General features: G+C 75.6%; 20 protein-coding genes, 1 tRNA gene and 1 riboswitch. Of the genes, 7 read left to right on the plus strand and 14 right to left on the minus strand.

The window, feature by feature from the left end:
• Positions 1-4 precede the first annotated feature (4 nt).
• On the minus strand, positions 5-760 hold the full coding sequence (locus tag ACRYM6_RS10630; RefSeq protein WP_432542838.1) for an SDR family oxidoreductase: 756 nt from the start codon (positions 758-760) through the stop codon (positions 5-7).
• Positions 761-806: 46 nt separating this feature from the next.
• The gene (locus tag ACRYM6_RS10635) at positions 807-1,052 is read right to left on the minus strand and encodes a DUF2630 family protein (RefSeq protein WP_432542839.1); all 246 of its coding nucleotides are present in this window, start codon (positions 1,050-1,052) and stop codon (positions 807-809) included.
• 137 nt (positions 1,053-1,189) lie between these two features.
• On the opposite strand from ACRYM6_RS10635, the gene ACRYM6_RS10640 reads away from it, so the two are divergent.
• Complete coding sequence (locus ACRYM6_RS10640) at positions 1,190-1,669, plus strand: MarR family winged helix-turn-helix transcriptional regulator (RefSeq protein WP_432542840.1); 480 nt, start codon at positions 1,190-1,192, stop codon at positions 1,667-1,669.
• A gap of 4 nt (positions 1,670-1,673) precedes the next feature.
• Here the strand turns inward: ACRYM6_RS10640 and ACRYM6_RS10645 are convergent, their stop codons facing one another.
• Positions 1,674-2,903: an MFS transporter gene (locus tag ACRYM6_RS10645; RefSeq protein WP_432542841.1), complete on the minus strand. Its 1,230-nt coding sequence runs from the start codon at positions 2,901-2,903 to the stop codon at positions 1,674-1,676.
• Between the two features lie 72 nt (positions 2,904-2,975).
• Between ACRYM6_RS10645 and ACRYM6_RS10650 the strand changes: the two genes are divergently transcribed.
• A complete protein-coding gene (locus ACRYM6_RS10650) occupies positions 2,976-3,161 on the plus strand; it encodes a hypothetical protein (RefSeq protein ID WP_432542842.1) in 186 nt (61 codons plus the stop codon).
• A 38-nt stretch (positions 3,162-3,199) separates the two neighbouring features.
• Here the strand turns inward: ACRYM6_RS10650 and ACRYM6_RS10655 are convergent, their stop codons facing one another.
• From ACRYM6_RS10655 to dcd, 5 genes are all read right to left on the minus strand, one after another.
• Positions 3,200-3,835, minus strand: coding sequence for a potassium channel family protein (locus ACRYM6_RS10655; protein WP_432542843.1), 636 nt, complete (start codon positions 3,833-3,835; stop codon positions 3,200-3,202).
• Between the two features lie 37 nt (positions 3,836-3,872).
• Positions 3,873-5,213 (minus strand): TrkH family potassium uptake protein, encoded by a 1,341-nt coding sequence (locus ACRYM6_RS10660; RefSeq protein WP_432542844.1) that lies wholly within the window; start codon positions 5,211-5,213, stop codon positions 3,873-3,875.
• 104 nt (positions 5,214-5,317) lie between these two features.
• Complete coding sequence (locus ACRYM6_RS10665; protein ID WP_432542845.1) at positions 5,318-5,773, minus strand: ankyrin repeat domain-containing protein; 456 nt, start codon at positions 5,771-5,773, stop codon at positions 5,318-5,320.
• A gap of 67 nt (positions 5,774-5,840) precedes the next feature.
• The gene (locus ACRYM6_RS10670) at positions 5,841-7,133 is read right to left on the minus strand and encodes an EAL and HDOD domain-containing protein (protein WP_432542846.1); all 1,293 of its coding nucleotides are present in this window, start codon (positions 7,131-7,133) and stop codon (positions 5,841-5,843) included.
• A gap of 82 nt (positions 7,134-7,215) precedes the next feature.
• Complete coding sequence (gene dcd, locus ACRYM6_RS10675; RefSeq protein ID WP_432542847.1) at positions 7,216-7,791, minus strand: dCTP deaminase; 576 nt, start codon at positions 7,789-7,791, stop codon at positions 7,216-7,218.
• Positions 7,792-7,866: 75 nt separating this feature from the next.
• On the opposite strand from dcd, the gene ACRYM6_RS10680 reads away from it, so the two are divergent.
• A tRNA-Gly gene (locus tag ACRYM6_RS10680) sits at positions 7,867-7,937 on the plus strand.
• A gap of 55 nt (positions 7,938-7,992) precedes the next feature.
• Here ACRYM6_RS10680 and ACRYM6_RS10685 read toward each other — a convergent pair.
• Together ACRYM6_RS10685 and ACRYM6_RS10690 are read right to left on the minus strand one after the other, a co-directional pair.
• Positions 7,993-8,259, minus strand: a complete 267-nt coding sequence (locus tag ACRYM6_RS10685) for a hypothetical protein (protein ID WP_432542848.1) — start codon at positions 8,257-8,259, stop codon at positions 7,993-7,995.
• Positions 8,256-10,679 (minus strand): glycosyl hydrolase family 95 catalytic domain-containing protein, encoded by a 2,424-nt coding sequence (locus ACRYM6_RS10690; RefSeq protein ID WP_432542849.1) that lies wholly within the window; start codon positions 10,677-10,679, stop codon positions 8,256-8,258. The genes ACRYM6_RS10685 and ACRYM6_RS10690 overlap by 4 nt, the downstream gene beginning before the upstream one ends.
• Positions 10,680-10,889: 210 nt before the next feature.
• Between ACRYM6_RS10690 and ACRYM6_RS10695 the strand changes: the two genes are divergently transcribed.
• Positions 10,890-11,873, plus strand: a complete 984-nt coding sequence (locus ACRYM6_RS10695) for an NAD-dependent epimerase/dehydratase family protein (RefSeq protein ID WP_432542850.1) — start codon at positions 10,890-10,892, stop codon at positions 11,871-11,873.
• Here ACRYM6_RS10695 and ACRYM6_RS10700 read toward each other — a convergent pair.
• The 3 genes from ACRYM6_RS10700 to ACRYM6_RS10710 form a co-directional block, all read right to left on the minus strand.
• Positions 11,870-12,043, minus strand: a complete 174-nt coding sequence (locus tag ACRYM6_RS10700; RefSeq protein ID WP_432542851.1) for a CsbD family protein — start codon at positions 12,041-12,043, stop codon at positions 11,870-11,872. The two genes, ACRYM6_RS10695 and ACRYM6_RS10700, sit on opposite strands and share 4 nt — an antisense overlap.
• Before the next feature lie 82 nt (positions 12,044-12,125).
• Entirely contained in the window at positions 12,126-12,428 is a 303-nt protein-coding gene (locus tag ACRYM6_RS10705; RefSeq protein WP_432542852.1) for a DUF4235 domain-containing protein, read from the minus strand.
• Between the two features lie 15 nt (positions 12,429-12,443).
• On the minus strand, positions 12,444-12,584 hold the full coding sequence (locus ACRYM6_RS10710; protein WP_432542853.1) for a hypothetical protein: 141 nt from the start codon (positions 12,582-12,584) through the stop codon (positions 12,444-12,446).
• A 62-nt stretch (positions 12,585-12,646) separates the two neighbouring features.
• A riboswitch (TPP riboswitch) is annotated at positions 12,647-12,751 on the plus strand.
• A 48-nt stretch (positions 12,752-12,799) separates the two neighbouring features.
• Here ACRYM6_RS10710 and ACRYM6_RS10715 point away from each other — a divergent pair.
• From ACRYM6_RS10715 to ACRYM6_RS10725, 3 genes are all read left to right on the plus strand, one after another.
• Complete coding sequence (locus ACRYM6_RS10715; protein ID WP_432542854.1) at positions 12,800-13,402, plus strand: ECF transporter S component; 603 nt, start codon at positions 12,800-12,802, stop codon at positions 13,400-13,402.
• Entirely contained in the window at positions 13,395-14,849 is a 1,455-nt protein-coding gene (locus ACRYM6_RS10720; RefSeq protein WP_432542855.1) for an ATP-binding cassette domain-containing protein, read from the plus strand. The genes ACRYM6_RS10715 and ACRYM6_RS10720 overlap by 8 nt, the downstream gene beginning before the upstream one ends.
• Positions 14,850-14,944: 95 nt before the next feature.
• Complete coding sequence (locus ACRYM6_RS10725) at positions 14,945-15,718, plus strand: energy-coupling factor transporter transmembrane component T (protein WP_432542856.1); 774 nt, start codon at positions 14,945-14,947, stop codon at positions 15,716-15,718.
• Positions 15,719-15,727: 9 nt separating this feature from the next.
• Here ACRYM6_RS10725 and ACRYM6_RS10730 read toward each other — a convergent pair whose 3' ends face one another.
• Positions 15,728-16,804: a DUF3616 domain-containing protein gene (locus ACRYM6_RS10730; protein ID WP_432542857.1), complete on the minus strand. Its 1,077-nt coding sequence runs from the start codon at positions 16,802-16,804 to the stop codon at positions 15,728-15,730.
• Positions 16,805-16,857 lie beyond the last annotated feature (53 nt).

The following is a 16,857-nucleotide window of genomic DNA, read 5'->3' on the forward strand; positions in this document are numbered from 1 at the left end:
CCGCTCAGGCCGTCCAGCCGCCGTCGGAGGACAGCAGCTGGCCGTTGACCCACCCGCCCTGCTCCGAGAGCAGGAACGCGACGAGGTTGGCGGTGTCCCGCGGCGTCCCCAGGCGGCCCAGCGGGTTGCGGGCCAGCGCGCTCGCGCGGAGCTCGTCGTCCATCCAGCCGGTGTCGACCGGCCCGGGGTTGACCACGTTGGCGGTCAGCCGCAGGTGCTCCAGCTCCCGCGCCGCGGCCAGGACGATCCGGTCCAGCGCCCCCTTGCTCGCGCCGTAGGGCAGGTTGTGGACGGTGTGGTCGCTGGTGAGGGCCACGATCCGGCCCGTCCCGGTCGCGCCCCGGAACCGGCGGGCGAACTCCGCGACGAGCAGCCAGGAGGCCCGCGCGTTGACGGCGACGTGCCGGTCGAAGCTCTCGACCGTCGTGTCCAGGATCGAGGAGTCCACCGACTCGCAGTGGCACAGCACCAGCGCCGTCACCGGCCCGAGCGCCGCCTCGACCTCGTCGAACAGCCGCGCCGGGGCCGCGGGGTCGGCCAGGTCCGCGGGGACGGCGACCGTGCGGGCCCCCGCCCCGCGCAGCCGCGCGTGGACGTGGTCGGGGCCCTCGGGCTGCGGTCCCCAGGGCATCCGCTCGTCGTAGGGCGTCCAGTGGCTCGTCGCCACGTCCCAGCCGTCCCCGGCCAGCCGCGTCGCGATCCCGGCCCCGATGCCGACCTCGCGTCCGACCCCCGTCACGAGCACCACCGGTCGCGTCACGCCACCCACTGTGGCCGACGCCCCCGGGGGCCCGCGACGGGTTTCCTCACTGCTGGTAGTGCTCGACCTCGCTGACGGGCCGCGCCTGCGCGCCGTCGGGGTCCTGCCCGGCGGCGCGGCGGGCGTCGCGCTGGCGCAGCAGGTCCCAGCACTGGTCCAGGGCCTCCTCGGCGGCCCGCAGCTGGGCGTGCTCCTCCTCGGCGCTGAGCTCACCGGCCGCCAGCGCCTCGCGCAGGCGGTGCTCGGTGGCGACCAGGTCGTTGATCTGACGGTGGATGTCGCGCTCGTCCATGGCGGCATCCTGCTCCGCGGTCCCCCGGACCGCGCGGGCGGGTCGGGGCGGGGCCCCGGAGGGGGTCGTCGTGACGGCGTCCGCGGGATGGGCCGACTCGGCTCGCGCGGCGCGGCCCGGCCACTAGCATCCGCTGCGTGCCACCACCCGATCAGCAGGTCGACGACGACGTCGAAGCCGTGCTCGCGGGGTCCCGTGCCGTCGTGGGCATCAGCGTCCGTTCCCTCTCGGGCGCCATGGGGTCCCTCACCCTGCAGCAGTACCGCGTCCTGGTGCTGATCTGCTCCCGCGGCCCGTTGCGCAGCGGTGCGCTGGCCGCCGCCATCGGTGTCCACCCCTCCACGTTCACCCGCGCGGTGGACCGGCTGGTCGCGGCCGGCTGGGTCACCCGCGAGGACAACCCCGACACCCGCCGGGAGGTCCTCGTCGCCCCGACCGCGCGGGCGCGGCTGCTCGTGCGGGAGGTCCTGGACCGCCGCCGGGCCGAGTTCGAGGCCGTGCTGGCCCGGATGAGCCCGCAGGACCGGGCCGTCGTGGGGGACGGCTTCGCCCGGTTCGCGCTGGCCGTGGGGGACGCCGAGCTGCCCGAGGCGGCGACGCTGGGGTACCCGGGCTGACGGTTCAGGCGTCGCCGGCGGTCAGCGCCTGCGCCTGGGCGGGGGAGCCCGCGGCGGGGCCGTCGTGCGCGACGGCGAGGTGCCGGCGCCCGCCGAGCAGGACGAGCAGCCCGGCGAGCACGCCGACCGCCCCGAGCGCGAACGGGGACCAGTCGGTGAACACCTCGCCGAGCTCGCCCACGGCCCAGGCCGCGATCGCCCCGCCGAGGAAGCGGACGAAGGAGTAGGCCGCCGACGCCGTCGCGCGCGGGACGGGGGAGACCTCCATGACGAGTTCGGTGACGATGGTGTTGTTCACGCCCAGGGGGATCCCGGCGACGACGGTGCCGACGACGAGGACGGCCTGCGAGTGGACGAAGACCGCCTCGACGGCGAGGACGAGCGCGAACGCGACCAGCACCCCGGCGACGACGGGGACGGCCCCGAAGCGGTGCCGCAGCCGCGGGGCGAGGACGACGGAGGCCAGCGCCAGGCAGACGCCCCAGCCGAAGAAGACGAGCCCGAGGCGGACGGGGGAGGTGATCCCGAGCGCGAACGGCGTGTAGGCCAGGAGGGTGAAGAACCCGACGTTGTAGAGGAACGCCGTGATCGCGACGGTGCGCAGGCCGGGGTGCCGCAGGGCCCGCACGGGGTCCTTGACGGAGGTGCGCGCGGCCGGCCGCGGCGTCGTGGGCAGCAGGGTGGCGATGGCGACGAACGCGACGGCCATGAGGGCGGCGGTGCCGAAGAACGGCCCGCGCCAGGAGACCTCGCCGAGCAGGCCGCCCAGGAGGGGGCCGGTGGCGATGCCCAGGCCGAGCGCGGCCTCGTAGAGGATGATCGCCGCGGCGGTGCCGCCGCTGGCCGCGCCGACGATGGTGGCGAGCGCGGTGGCGATGAACAGGGAGTTCCCCAGGCCCCAGCCGGCGCGGAAGCCGACGATCTGGCCGATGGACCCGGCGGACCCGGCGAGGGCGGCGAAGACGACGATGAGCGCCAGCCCGGCCAGGAGGGTCTTCTTGGCCCCGAAGCGGCTGGAGACCCAGCCGGTCAGCAGCATCGCCAGGCCGGTGATGCCGAGGTAGGACGTGAACAGCAGCAGGGTCTGGGCCCGGGTGGCGCCGAGCTGCCCGGCGATGGCGGGCAGGATCGGGTCGACCAGGCCGATGCCCATGAAGGAGACGACGGCCGCGAAGGCGACGGCCCACACGGCGACGGGTTGCTTCAGCAGGCTCGGCTCCCTATTTAGTTGCATAGGGACACTATAAAACCGCCGCGTCCGCCCGACAACGCGACAGGGGACCACGGGACGTGGTGAGCTGGAGCGGTGAGTGACGAACGGGCGACGAGCAGCCACGCCGACGAGGACCGGCGGCGGCGCGTCGACCGGCGCAGCACCATCGACCTGACCCGCGCCGAGCGCGGCGAGCCCGAGCGCCGCCGCCTGCCCGGGGTGGACCGCCGCGACAACGACGACTCCGTCACCGCCGACCGGGACGACCGGGACGGCTGACCGGGCCGGCCGACCCGGCGGGCCCGGCCGGCCCCGGGTCAGGACAGCGCGCTGAACGCCTCCACGTCGCGGATCTGGCCCGAGACGATGATCACGTCGTCGGCGGCCAGGACGGTCTCCGGGGTGGCGTAGGTGAACCCCTCACCCGGTTTGTGGTGGGCCACGACGGTCACCTTGTACGTGCTGCGCAGCTTCACCTGCCCCAGGCTCTTGCCCACGATGGGGCTCGGCGGGGTCGTCTTCACCATGGCGTAGCCGTCGTCGAACTCGATGTAGTCCAGCATCCGGCCCCGCACCAGGTGCGCCACCCGCAGGCCCATCTCGTGCTCGGGGCGGATCACCTTGTGCGCGCCGAGCTGGGTGAGGATCCGCGCGTGCGACTCGCTGATCGCCTTGGCCCACACGTTGCGGATGCCGAACTGGAGCAGCGTCGAGACCGTCAGGATGCTCGCCTCCAGGTTCGTCCCGATGCCCACCACGGCCCGGTCGAACTCGTGCACCGACAGCTGCCGCAACGCCTCCTCGCGGGTGGAGTCGGCGACCACGGCGTGCGTCAGGGACCCCGCGAGCTCGTCGACGAGCCGGGGGTCGTTGTCGATGCCGAGGACGTCGACCTGACCGTCCTCCATGAGCTCCAGGGCCAGGGAGCGGCCGAACCGGCCGAGGCCGATCACGACGACCGACCGGGGACTGGCCAGAGCCGAGCGCTTGCTACCCAATGATCGGCCTTCCTTCGGGGTAGTCGTACAGCCGCGTGCGGTCACGCAGCGCCAGCGCCGCACCGAGCGTGATGGGCCCGATGCGGCCGAGGAACATGAGCAGGGCCAGGATGACCTGCCCGGCGTCCGGCAGCTGCACCAGCAGGCCCGAGCTCAGGCCCACCGTCGCGAACGACGAGATCACCTCGAACACCACCATGTCGAGCGGGGCGCGGGTCATCTCCACCAGGACGATCGTCGCGACGACCACCACGCCCACCGAGGCCAGCGCCACCGTCAGGGCCTGCCGGACCACGCGGTCGGCGACGCGGCGCTGGAACACCGTGACGGTGGCCTCCCCGCGGAACTCGGCGTAGACGGCGACGGCGAGCAGCGCGAACGTCGTCACCTTGATGCCGCCGGCCGTCGACGCCGACCCGCCGCCGATGAACATCAGCACGTCCATGACGAGCCAGGACCCGCCGTTCATCTGCGTGATGTCGATGGAGTTGAAGCCGGAGCTGCGCGTCGCGGAGGCCTGGAACAACCCCGCCAGCGGCCGGGCCCACCAGTCCAGCGCGCCCAGCGTGGCCGGGTTGCGCCACTCGTTGACGGTCAGGAAGAAGGTGCCGACGACCAGCAGCGGGACGGTCGTGACCAGCGTCAGCCGGGTGTGCAGCGACCAGCGCTGCGGGGTCCGGAACTGCTTGCGCAGCTCCAGCAGGACCGGGAAGCCCAGCCCGCCGAGGAAGGAGGCCGCCACCACCGGCAGGCACATCCAGGGGTCGGCGACGAAGTCGGTCATGCTGTCCGAGCGCAGCACGAACCCGGCGTTGTTGAAGGACGAGACGGCCAGGAAGGTGCCCTCCCAGGCGGCCGACGGGAGGCTGCGGTCGTACCCGGTGAACAGGCGCGAGGTGAGCAGCACGGCCGTCACCAGCTCGACGAGGACGGAGACGCGCACGACGCCGAGCAGGACGCTGCGGACGTCGCCGAGGTCCAGGCCGCGCGACTCGGTCGCGGTGAGCATCCGCGAGCGCAGGCCCAGGCGGCGGGAGGCGAAGACCCCCAGCAGCGAGGCCGACGTCATGATCCCGAAGCCGCCGACCTGGGCGAGCGCCAGGATGACGACGAGCCCGAAGGTGGACCAGTGCTCCCGGGTGTCGACGACGACGTGCCCGGTGACGCACAGCGCGCTGACCGCGGTGAACAGGGCGTCGACGGAGGCGGCGGCGCCGGCGCCCCGGCGGGCCACCGGCAGCGACAGCAGCGCGGTCCCGAGGAGGACGGCGGCGGTGAACCCGAGCGCCACGACCTGGGCGGGGTGCCGCACGACGAGCGGGCGTCGCCGCACCGGGCCCTGCTCCACGTGCGGCCTCCGGCGGTGCGGTGTCGAGGACGACGCGATCACGCCGACGGGGCCAGGCTACCGACGGCCGGGGGCGGGGGCGGCCCGGTTCAGTCGACCTCGGGGACCTCCAGCAGGTCGAGCAGGTCCTCGCGGCCGAAGAACCGGGCCGACTCCAGGGCGTTGGGGGACCCCAGGTACGGGTCGGCGTCGGCGGCGACGAGGGCGGCCACGACCTCCAGCTCGCCCTTGAAGACGGCGCCGGTGAGCGGGGTCTGGCCCCGGCCGTTGGTGCGGTCGGGGTCGGCGCCGCGCTCCAGCAGGGCCAGGACGGTGCGGGGGTGGCCGTGGTAGGCGGCCAGCATCACCAGGGAGTTGCCCTCGCTGTCGGTGGAGTTCACCGGGATCCCGAGGTCGAGGTAGCCGCACAGCTCGCGCACGCGGCCGTTGCGGGCGTGCTCGAAGACCCGGTGGGCCAGTTCGAGGGCCCGCGCCTCGCCGTCGTCGGCAGGCCCCGCGGGCTCGGTGGTCGAGCCGTCGGGCAGGTCCTCCCGGTTCTCGGTCACGGCGCCAGGGTAGGTCCGGGGCGCTCGCCGGCGCACCCCGGCGACGTGTCCCTGGTCGGTCCCCGGGTCAGTGACCCTGCAAGACTGCACTCACAGTGACCATCGCGCCACTGAGAGCAGCCAAGTAGGCGCGGGAGACCTCGTACACCGCGTGCCCCGCGTTCGAGATGACCAGCGGCTCGTCCTCCTCGTACGCCAGCACCGCCTGCAGCGCCCGCCCCGCCGCACCCCGCCGGCCCACCAGCGCCGTCCGCACCGACTGCGCCACGCCCGTCGTCGCGACCAGCTCCTCCTCGGCCATCCCCAGCACGGTCGCCAGCCCCGACAGCAGCCCCACCGTGTACCCCAGGTCCACGTCGTCGTCGGCCAGCCGGGACACCGCCGCCGCCCGCGTCAGCACCATCGTCAGGGACTCGGTGTCCACCGTCGTCACCCCGCCGAGCAGCATCAGCACCACCCACGAGCACAGCTGCCGCGGGCCCAGCAGGACGATCGCCTGCCGCAGCGACCGGATCTCCCCGCGCGTGCCGTGGGCCACCGAGGACACCGTCCGCAGCACCCGCAGGCTCAGCGCCGGGTCCGAGGCCACCAGCTCCTCGATCTCCCGGATCGGGGCCTCGGCCCCCGTCAGCGCCCGCACCAGCCGCAGGCACACCAGCTGCGACGGCGTCAGGCTCATCGCCTCCAGCGTCACCGGCCGCTGCAGCCCGTACCCCTGGAACAGGTCCGCGCCCGCCGCCGCGCACCGGGCGAGCATCGCCTCGTCCTCGATGCGCTCCACCACGACCAGGGCGTCCGGGGCGTGCTCGCGGGCCATCGCCAGGACGCGCTCGAAGTCGTCCCCCGACGCCTCCAGGTCGATCTTCACGTAGTCGGCCAGCGCCAGCGCCGGCAACCGCGACTCCTCGCCGTTGAAGTCGTCCACGGCGATCCGGTACCCCAGCGCCCGCAACCGGATGAGGCCCAGCAGGACCTCCTCGTCGACGGTGATGTTCTCCAGCAGCTCCAGCACCACCTGCTCCGGGGAGCACGGCACCGGCAGCTCACCGGTGAAGAACGGGCGCGTCAGGTTGAGGAACAGCGGCCGGTCGCCCGCGATCTGCTCCACGCCGAAGTCGCCGAAGGTGGCGCTGATGACCTGCGACGTCGCGTGGTCCTGCTCCGCGCCCTCGGCCAGGTCCGCGCTGGTGCCGCCGTGGTTGCGGAAGAGCAGCTCGTACGCCACGAGGGTGCGGCCGGCGTCGTAGATGCCCTGCCGGCCCACCCGGACCGGCGACAGCTCGCCCCGGGCGGAGGTGCCGCGCGCCGCGGGCGCGCCGGAGGCGGGGCGCGCCATCGCGCCCCCCTCGTCGGTCGTCACCGGTGCTCCCACCCTGGTGACAACGGCGTCCGCGGCCCGCACCTGAAGCGTCCGGCCCCGCGCGCTGGGCCGAACGGGGTGCTCAGACCCTCGTGCGGTGGAAGTGCAGCGCCGAACGGCTCGGCGTCGGCCCCCGCTGACCCTGGTAGCGCGAGCCCGACGCGTCGCTGCCGTAGGGGGCCTGGGCGGGGGAGGACAGCTGGAAGAAGCACAGCTGGCCGATCTTCATCCCCGGCCACAGCGTGATCGGCAGCGTCGCGACGTTGGACAGCTCCAGCGTCACGTGCCCGGAGAAGCCCGCGTCGATGAACCCGGCCGTCGAGTGCGTCAGCAGCCCCAGCCGGCCCAGGCTGCTCTTGCCCTCCAGCCGCGCGGAGATGTCGTCGGGCAGCGACACGACCTCGTACGTCGAGCCCAGGACGAACTCGCCCGGGTGCAGGATGAACGCCTCGTCCGGCGCCGTCTCCACCAGGCGCGTCAGGTCGGGCTGCTCCTGCGCCGGGTCGATGACCGAGTACTTGTGGTTGTCGAAGAGGCGGAAGAAGCGGTCCAGCCGCACGTCGACGCTGCTGGGCTGGACCATCGACGGGTCGAACGGGTCCAGCCCGACGCGGCCGGACTCGAGCTGGGCGCGGATGTCGCGGTCGGAGAGCAGCACGGGCGTGAGGCTACCGCCGGTGCGAGCACCCCCCGGGGTCCGGTACAGTGGTCCCGCTCCTGCTCGCAGGGGTGCGCGGGTGTAGTTCAATGGTAGAACTTCAGCTTCCCAAGCTGATAGTGCGAGTTCGATTCTCGTCACCCGCTCCGCCCGAAGGCCCCGGTCCGCTGGACCGGGGCCTTCGTCGTGCTCGGGGTCGCCTCAGCGGGTGCCCTCGGGGCCGTCGTCGCCGGGGACGGCGTTCGCGGCGTCCTCCTCGCTGATGCGGACCCCCGCGATCGGGTCGCCCTGCCCGGTGCCGTCGGCCGCGTCGTCGTCCACGCCGAGGGGGTCCTGCGGGTCGCGCGCCGGGCTGGGCACCGGGCCGGAGCCCGACGCCCGGGCGTTCTCGCGGCTGCCGCCCTCCTGCACGGCCCGCACCTCGGCGTTGTCCCGCGGGTCCACGTGGTCGGTGCTCTGCCCGCTCATCCGGCCACTGTGCCGTCGCCCGCGGGCGGCCGCGCGCCGGGGACGGCGCCGGGGACGCGGACGACGTGCCCGTCGCCCGCCGCGGCGTCCCACCGGACGGTGGTGGTGCCGTCGGCCGCGGCGGTGGCGGTCGCGACCACCTCGTCCCCGCGCAGGACCTCCAGCCCGTCGGCGGGGGCGCGGACCGCGAGCTGACCGCCGGTGCCCGCCAGGACCCGCGCCCCCACCAGCCGCCCGCCGGACCAGCGGGCGTCCACGCGGTGCCCGCCGCGCACCCGCAGGCCCCGGAACCGCCCCGACGGCCACGCGGCGGGCAGCGCCGGCAGCAGGTCCACCGCGTCGTCGTGCCCCTGGACGAGCACCTCGCAGATCCCCGCCGTGACGCCGAAGTTGCCGTCGATCTGGAAGATCGCCCCACCGGGCCAGTGCGGGTGCGGGTGCATGTCCAGCAGCGAGTCCGACGCGAGGTCCTCCACGAGCACCCGCAGGTGCTCCGCGGCCCGGTCCCCCTGGCCCAGGCGGGCGGCGAGGGCGACGGCCCAGGACCGGCTCCAGCCCGTGTGCCCCCCGCCGTGGCGCAGCCGCTCCTCCAGCGCCCGGCACGCCGCGTCCCGGTGCCCGGGGGTGCGCGAGGCGGTGATCCGGGTCCCGGGGAACAGCCCGTACAGGTGCGAGACGTGCCGGTGCCCGGGTTCGGCGGACACCTTGCCGGGGTCCCACTCCTGCAGGACGCCGTCGACGACCGCGGGCGGCCGCACCCGCGCGGCGGCCTCCCGCACCCGCCCGGCGAGGTCGTGGTCCGCCGGGTCGACGGTCCCGCTGCGCGCCAGCAGGTCCAGGTAGTGCGCGAAGACCTCGGTGACGAGCTCCTGGTCCATCGTGGACCCCGCGGTGATCGCCGCCGACGACCCCCCGGGCAGCACGAACGTGTTCTCCGGGGAGGTCGAGGGGCTCACCACGAGCCGGCCCGCCCCGTCGTCGACGAGCAGGTCGAGGGCGAAGGCGGCCGCGGCGCGGTGCACCGGCAGCGCCACGTCCCGCACGAACCGGTCGTCGCCGGAGCCGAAGTCGACGTGGTCGTACGCGTGCGCGGCGACCCACGGCAGCGCGCCGGTCCAGTTCGACCACAGCGGCTGCCCCGCGACGGCCCGGGTGAACCGCCACAGGTCGGTGTTGTGGTGCACGACGGCCCCGGCGGCGCCGTAGTCCAGCCGGGCCGTCTCCCGGCCCGCGTCGGCCAGGTCCAGGGCCAGGTCGAACAGGGGGGTGTGCAGCTCGCCCAGCCCGGTGGGCTCGGCGGCCCAGTAGTTCATCGTGAGGTTGATGTTGGTCGTGTAGTTGCTGCTCCACCCCGGCCGGACGTCGACGTTCCAGATGCCCTGCAGGTTCGCGGCCTGGGTGCCGGGGCGGGAGGAGGCGATCAGCAGGTACCGGCCGAGGTCGAAGAGCAGTTCCGCCTCGGCCGCCGTGCGCTCGTGCCCGGCGGCCGGTCCCAGCTCGACCTCGCTGCGGTCGAAGAACACCCGGTGCGCCTGCTCGGTGCGCTCGCGCAGGACCCCGGTGGGGGTGGCCGCGACGGCCAGCACCCGTTCCCGGGCCCGGTCCAGGAGGGCCTCGAGGTCGGCGCCGGGACGTTCGCGGGGGCCGCGGAAACCGGTGACGACCGTGGTCAGGACCCGGGGCCGGCCCTCGACCACCTGCTCCAGGGCGGCGACGGCGAACCCGGTGCCGCGCGCGACGGTCCCCGCGGCGTCGGGTCCGTCGTCGGCGTAGCGGACGGGGTCCTCGTCCGGCACGTAGTTCGGGACGACCGCGGCCGGGACGCGCCCGGCGGCCAGCGTGAGCCGCCCCCCGGGCAGGTCCTCGTGCCGCTGCACGCCCAGCGGGTGCGGGCTGGTGAACGTCAGCGGCGCCGGGCCCGGGCCGGGCCCGGGCCGGTCGAGGACGGTGACGGCGACGCTGCCGACGGGGTCGACGAACGTCTCCAGCGCCACGGGCCCGCCCGCGCCCCCGTGCCGGCCGGTGTAGCGGGTGGTGCTGAGCGCCCGGGCCAGGTCCAGCTCCCGCGCGTACTCCTGGACGTCCCCGCTCGTCGCCGCCGGGTCGTAGGCCCAGGTGAGGTGCCCGACGGGCTGGTAGGACTCGGTGTACCCGTCCGCGTGCAGCCGCCGCCCCAGCTCGTCGGCGAGGGCGTGGTCGCCGGCCGCGACCGCGGCGCGCAGCGCGGGCAGCACGTCCGCCGCGCCCGCGTCCCGCCGCGCCGGCAGGGGCCCGCCCGACCACAGGGTGTCGGCGTTCAGGTCGTACCGCTCGGACCCGATCCCCCCGGCGACGGTCACGCCGAGGCGCCCGTCGCCGAGCAGGAAGGAGTCGGCGAAGCGCGCGGCGGGAGCCGGGCAGGACAGCAGGTGCCGGGTCATGGGGAACGGAAACCTCGGACGTCTGGTGGGGTCGGAGAGCCGAGTCGGCGCGGCAGCGTGCTGCAGGACGACGAGTCGGGCGGTGATCGACGCTATTGATCCGAGGTCTGACCCGTCAACCACCCGGTGGACCGGTCGCGGCACCCCCGCTCGGGGCCTAGGGTCGCCGAGGGGCCGGGTCACCGGCCCGCGGACGACGGAGGAGTCGGCATGGCGTTGCGCGTCCTGTTCATCGGCGGCACCGGGATCATCAGCTCGGCCTGCGCGGCGCTCGCCGTCGAGCGCGGCGTCGACCTGACGGTCCTCAACCGCGGCACCGGCCGGCGCCCCGTCCCCGAGGGCGCCCGGACGCTGACCGCCGACGTCCGCGACCCCGCGGCCGTGCGGGAGGCGCTGGGCGGTGAGGAGTTCGACGCCGTCGTGGACTTCATCGCCTTCACCCCCGACCACGTCGCCGCCGACGTCGAGCTGTTCACCGGCCGGACCGGCCAGTACGTCTTCGTCTCCAGCGCCAGCGCCTACGCCAAACCCGTCGCGCACCTGCCGATCACCGAGTCCACGCCGCTGCGGAACCCGTTCTGGTCGTACTCGCGCGACAAGATCGCCTGCGAGGAGCTGCTGACCCGCGCGTGGCGCGAGACCGGGTTCCCCGCGTTCGTCATCCGCCCCAGCCACACCTACGACCGGACCAGCATCCCCCTCGACGGCGGCTGGACCGCGATCGACCGGATGCGCCGCGGCGACCCCGTCGTCGTCCACGGCGACGGCACCTCCACGTGGGTCCTCACCCACCACACCGACTTCGCCCGCGGGTTCGTGCCGCTGCTCGGCGAGCCCGCCACGATCGGCGACGCCCTGCACCTGACCGGCGACGAGGTCCTCACCTGGGACGGGATCGCCCGCCGCCTCGCGGCGGCCGCCGGGGTCCCCGACCCCCGGATCGTGCACGTCCCCAGCGACGTCATCGCCCGCGAGGCCCCCGACCGGGGCCCGAGCCTGCTGGGGGACAAGGCGCACTCGGTGGTCTTCGACAACACCAGGCTCAAGCGGTTCGTGCCGGGCTTCGCGGCCACCACGGCGTTCGCGCAGGGGGCGCGGGAGATCGTCGCGCACCACGACGCCCACCCGGACCTGCAGGTCGTCGACCCCGTCGTCGACGCCCTGCAGGACCGGCTGGTGGAGCGGTTCGGCTAGCCCTTGAACGCGTCCTTGACGTGCTCGCCGCGCTGCTTCAGGTCGGCCGCGGCCTGGTCCTTCTGACCCTCGCGGCGCAGCCCCTCGTCGTCCTTCGCGCCGCCGGCGGCTTCCTTCGCCTTCCCGGCGAGGTCCTGCGCGGCGTTGCTGATCTTGTCGCTGGCGCTCATCGTTCCTCCAACCCTCGCGACCGGGGGTCTCCCGGTGCGGTCCCACTGCACCACCGCGGTGCCGGGACCGCACCCGGAGCGGTCAGGCGTTGGCCTTCGTCCCGCCGTCGTCGCCGGGGCCCAGGCCGGGCGGCAGCTCGCCGAAGCTCCTGCGGTACCAGACCGCGGCCTGGCGCTCGACGAGCAGGCGGGTCACGCCGATGATCGCGCCGGAGGCCAGCGCCCACACGACGGCCTGCCGCCAGGCGACGTCCGGGTCCTCCGGGTTGTCCGGCGGCGGCGACTTGGTCACCGCGACCCACGCCTTCTTGGTGACACGGCTCGCGACAGCGGTCGCGAGGAAGCCGGCACCGGGGCCGACGAACTTCCAGACGAACGAGCTCATGGGCCCGACCTTGCCCTACAGCAGGTCCAGGAGCCAGCCCAGGAGGGGGGTCAGCGCGGCGGCGCTGCCCGCGAGCACCGCGAGGACGACGACGAGCGTCATCAGCTTCACCGCCCGCGAGGGCCCACCGTCCGGACCGCGCATCATCCTCAGCACACCCCCCATCCTCCCAGCCCCGCGGCCGGGGACCGCCGGGGCGGCAGGGGGGTAAGGTCGCCCCCACACGACAGGGGAGCGCCGTGGGGCGCTGAGAGTGCGGGTTTCCGCAGACCCTCGAACCTGATCCGGTTCAGACCGGCGTAGGGAGTCGGGACGTCCTCGACGCGCGGCCGCGGTGGCGGCGCGTCCCCCTCCTGGACCCAGGAGGAACGATGAGCAGCACCGTCAGCCGCGCCCGCAGTACCCACCGCTGGCGCACCGTCGACCTCGTCACCGCCGCCGTCCTCGGCGTCGCGTTCGGCGTCGTCTTCTGGGGGTGGGGCGTCCTCTACACCACCCTCACCCCCCTCTTCGCCGCCGTCCCGTTCGTCCAGAGCCTGCTCAGCGGGGTGTGGCTGCTGCCGGCCGTCGTCGCCGCGCTCGTGGTGCGCCGGCCCGGGGCGGCGCTGCTGGCGGAGATGGTCGCCGCGACCGTCGAGGCGCTGCTCGGCAGCCACTGGGCGTTCGGGGTGCTGATCTCCGGCGCCATCCAGGGCGTCGGCGTCGAGCTCGCGTTCGCGCTGTTCGCCTGGCGCGCCGCCGGGCCCGTCGTCGCCGTCCTCGGCGGGGTGCTGGCCGCCGTCCTGGAGGGCGTCTACGAGCTGTTCGCCTACTACGCCGGGATGTGGACCCCCGTCTTCCAGGCCGTCTACGTCGCCTGCTTCGCCGTCTCCGGCGCCCTGGTCGCCGGGCTCGGGGGCTGGGCCCTGGTCCGGGCGCTGGCCCGCACCGGCGCGCTGTCCGCCTTCGCCGCGGGCCGCGAGCACCGTGGCTGACCTGACCCTGCGCGGCCTCACGGTCACCAGCGGGGACCGGGTGCTGGTGCGCGACGTCGACCTCGACGTCGCCGCCGGGGAGCGCGTCCTGCTCGTCGGGCCCAGCGGGGCGGGCAAGTCGACCGTGCTGCGGGCCCTGGCCGGGCTCCTGGACGACGAGGTCGACGCCACCGGCGACGTCCGGCTGGACGGCCGCGCCCCCGCCCCCGGCGAGATCGGCCTCCTCGTGCAGGACCCGCTGGACGCCGTCGTCGCCGAGACCGCCGGGCGCGACACCGCCTTCGGGCCCGAGAACGCCGGGCGGGACCGGGCCAGGACCTGGCGCGAGGTGGCCCGCGCCCACCGCGCCGCCCGCTTCACCGCCGGCCGCGACCGCGAGGTCGCGACCCTGTCCGGCGGGGAGCGGCAGCGGCTGGCGCTGGCCGGGACGCTGGCCGCCGACCCGGCGGTCCTGCTGCTGGACGAGCCCACCTCGATGCTCGACGCCCCCACCGCGGCCGCCGTCCGCGCCGCGGTGCTCGACGCCGTGCGCGAGCCGTCCCGCACCCGCAGCCTCGTCGTCGTCGACCACGACCTCGCCGGGTGGGCCCCGCACGTCGACCGCGTCGTCGTCCTGGGCGCCGACGGCCGCGTCGCCGCCGACGGACCCCCCGCCGCGACCCGCACCGGCGACGACCTGTGGTGGCCCGGCCGGGGCGCCCCGGACCCCGTCGACGTCCCCGCCGGGCTCCTGGCCCCCGTCCTGGCCGTGGCCGGGGACGCGCTGCGGGGCGAGGGGCTGGGCCTGGTCGCCACCCGGCGCTCGCTGCGCCCCCGGCCGCCGGTGACGGTCCTGGCCGGGGTGGACGTCCGGCTGCCCGCCGGTGCGCTCACCCCGGTCACGGGCGGCAGCGGGTCGGGCAAGTCGAGCCTGCTGCGCGTCCTGGCCGGGCTGGTGCGCCCCACCGGGCGGCTGCTGGCGGCCCCGGAGCTGGCCGGGGCGCGCGGGCGGCGCACCCCGCACGCGTGGACCTCGGCCGAGCTCGCCGCCCGCACCGGCTGGGTGCCGCAGTTCCCCGAGCACACGTTCGTGGCGGCCACCGTGGCCGAGGAGGTCGACGTCACCGCCCGCGTCCTGGGTCGCGGCAGCGCCCGCGGCCACGTCCTGCTGGAGCTGCTCGGCCTCGCCGGGCACGCCCACCTGAACCCGTTCCGCCTCTCCGGCGGGGAGCAGCGCCGGCTGGCGCTCGCGAGCGCCCTGGCGGCCGGCCCGGCGGTGCTGCTGGCGGACGAGCCGACGGTGGGCCAGGACCGCGGGACGTGGGCGGTGGTGACGGGGCTGCTGGCGGCCGCGGCCCGGGACGGGGCGGCGGTGGCGGTGAGCACGCACGACGAGCGGCTGGTGGGCGGTGCGCGCGGGGTGCACCTGCGGGCGGGCACGACGGCGGTCCGGGGGGAGGCGGCGTGAGCGGCCCGGCGCGCGGGACCGTCCCCAGCGACCCCCCACCTGTCCACACGGCTGTCCACAGCTCTGTGCACAGCGGTGTGGACGAACCTGTGGACATGGCCCTCCCGGGTGTGGACGACGGCGTCCCGCCGACGGCCGCCGAGCGCCGCAGCGCCGGTCCCGGCCCGCTCGTGCGGCACTGCGGGCCGCTGCCGCTGCTCCTGGTCGGGCTGCTGTGCGCGGTCGGCGCGTTCGCGGTGCGGGAGTGGTGGCAGGCCGCCGGAGCCCTCGCGGTGCAGCTGCTCTGCCTGCCGCTGGTCGTCACCGGTGTCCGGCCGCTGCTGCGCCGGGTGCTGCCCACGGTGCTGGCGGCGCTGTCGGTGGGCTGGTCCACGGTCCTGGCCGGTGACGCCGACGACCCGCTGACGGCGGCGCTGACGGCGGGCCTGCGGCTGGTCGTCCTCGTCCTGCCGGGGCTGGTGCTGCTGAGCTGGGTCGACCCGGCCGAGGCGGGGGACCACCTGGCGCAGCGCCTGCGGGTCCCGGCGCGCGTGGTGGTCTCCGCGGTCGTCGCGCTGGGCCGCCTGGACGCCCTGGCCGACTCCTGGGACCAGATCGCCGCCGCCCGCCGGGTCCGGGGGCTGGGCCCGGGCCGGGGCCCGGTGAGCCGGGTGCGGTGGGCGGGCTCGACGGCGTTCGGCCTGCTGGTGGACGCGGTGCGCCGCGCCGGGCGGGTGTCGGTGGCGATGGACGCGCGCGGTTTCGCGGCGGAGTCGGCGGGGCGGCGCAGCTGGGCGCTGCCGGCGCCGTGGCGGCGCGCGGACACCGTGCTGGTGGTGGCCGGGACGGTGGTGGCGGCCGTCCCGGCCCTGCTGCGCGCGGCGTCCTGACGGGGGCGCTCAGCCCCGGGGCAGCGGCCACACGTCGGCGAGCATCCCGCCGCCGGGGGTGTGCCGGTGCGCGGCGGGGGAGTCCAGGACGACGAGCAGCTCGTCCTCGGCGGTGACGGCGATGCCCTCGGGGTGGTCCTCACCCTGCCCGTGCGGCAGGTCCAGGACGACGGGCAGCTCGTCGGCGCGCACGACGTCGGCGGCCTCGACGACGCACCCGCCGACCCAGCGGTGCACGCGGACGGGCCCGGACAGGCCCATCGAGGGGCCGGTCAGGACGAGCAGGTCGTCGCCGTCGGGGCACAGGTCGCGGACGCCCAGGCCCCGCAGGTCCAGCAGGTGGGTGCGGTACGTCGAGCCGTCCTCGAACTCCTCCAGGACCAGGCGCCCGGGGTGCTTGCGGTGGGTCCGCGGCCGCAGCTCCAGCAGCACCGCCCAGCCGCGCAGCACCGGGCCGCGCAGGCCGACGTAGAGCCGGGTGCCGCGCTCGGAGCGGTGGACGGCGACGCCCTCGACGTCGAGGCCGTTGTCCTTGGAGGGGATGGACAGGAAGGGGCCGATCAGGTCGTCGTCGCGCAGGTGCCGGGTGAGGTCGTCGTCGTGGGCGCCGAGGACGGCGGCGGTCAGGATCTCGCCGTCGACCTCGACCTCGCGGGCGGGCAGGCCGGTGGCGGGGTCGACGGGCAGCCGGACGAGGACGAAGCGGTTGGGTTCGCGCACGACGCGGGACAGGCGCCTGCGGGCCTTGGCGTCGGGGTCCTCGGGGCGGATGCGCTTGCGCTTGAGGCTGTGCGAGCCGATCGCCCACAGCCAGGGCCCGCTGCGGGCCAGGCCCTCGACGTCGGCCTCGTCGCCGTGGGGGCCGGGCAGGTCGACGAGGTCGGCGAGCGCGACGGTGACCTGGTGGTCGTAGGAGGTCGTCGTCCCGCCGGTGGTGACGGCGGTGAGGCGCTCGACGGTGGCGGTCTCGTCGCCGGCGACCCACAGGTGGGGCCCGTCGGCGCGGACGGCGGAGAGGTTGACGTGCGTGCGGCCCGCCCGGGAGGCGTCGTCGAAGTGCAGGGGCACGCGGCGGCTGGGTTCCACGCGGTGAGCCTACGGAGGCCGGGCCGGTTCCCGCCGGGAACGGGAACAACCGG

It is taken from the genome of Kineococcus rugosus (assembly GCF_050871975.1).
Lineage (GTDB): Bacteria > Actinomycetota > Actinomycetes > Actinomycetales > Kineococcaceae > Kineococcus.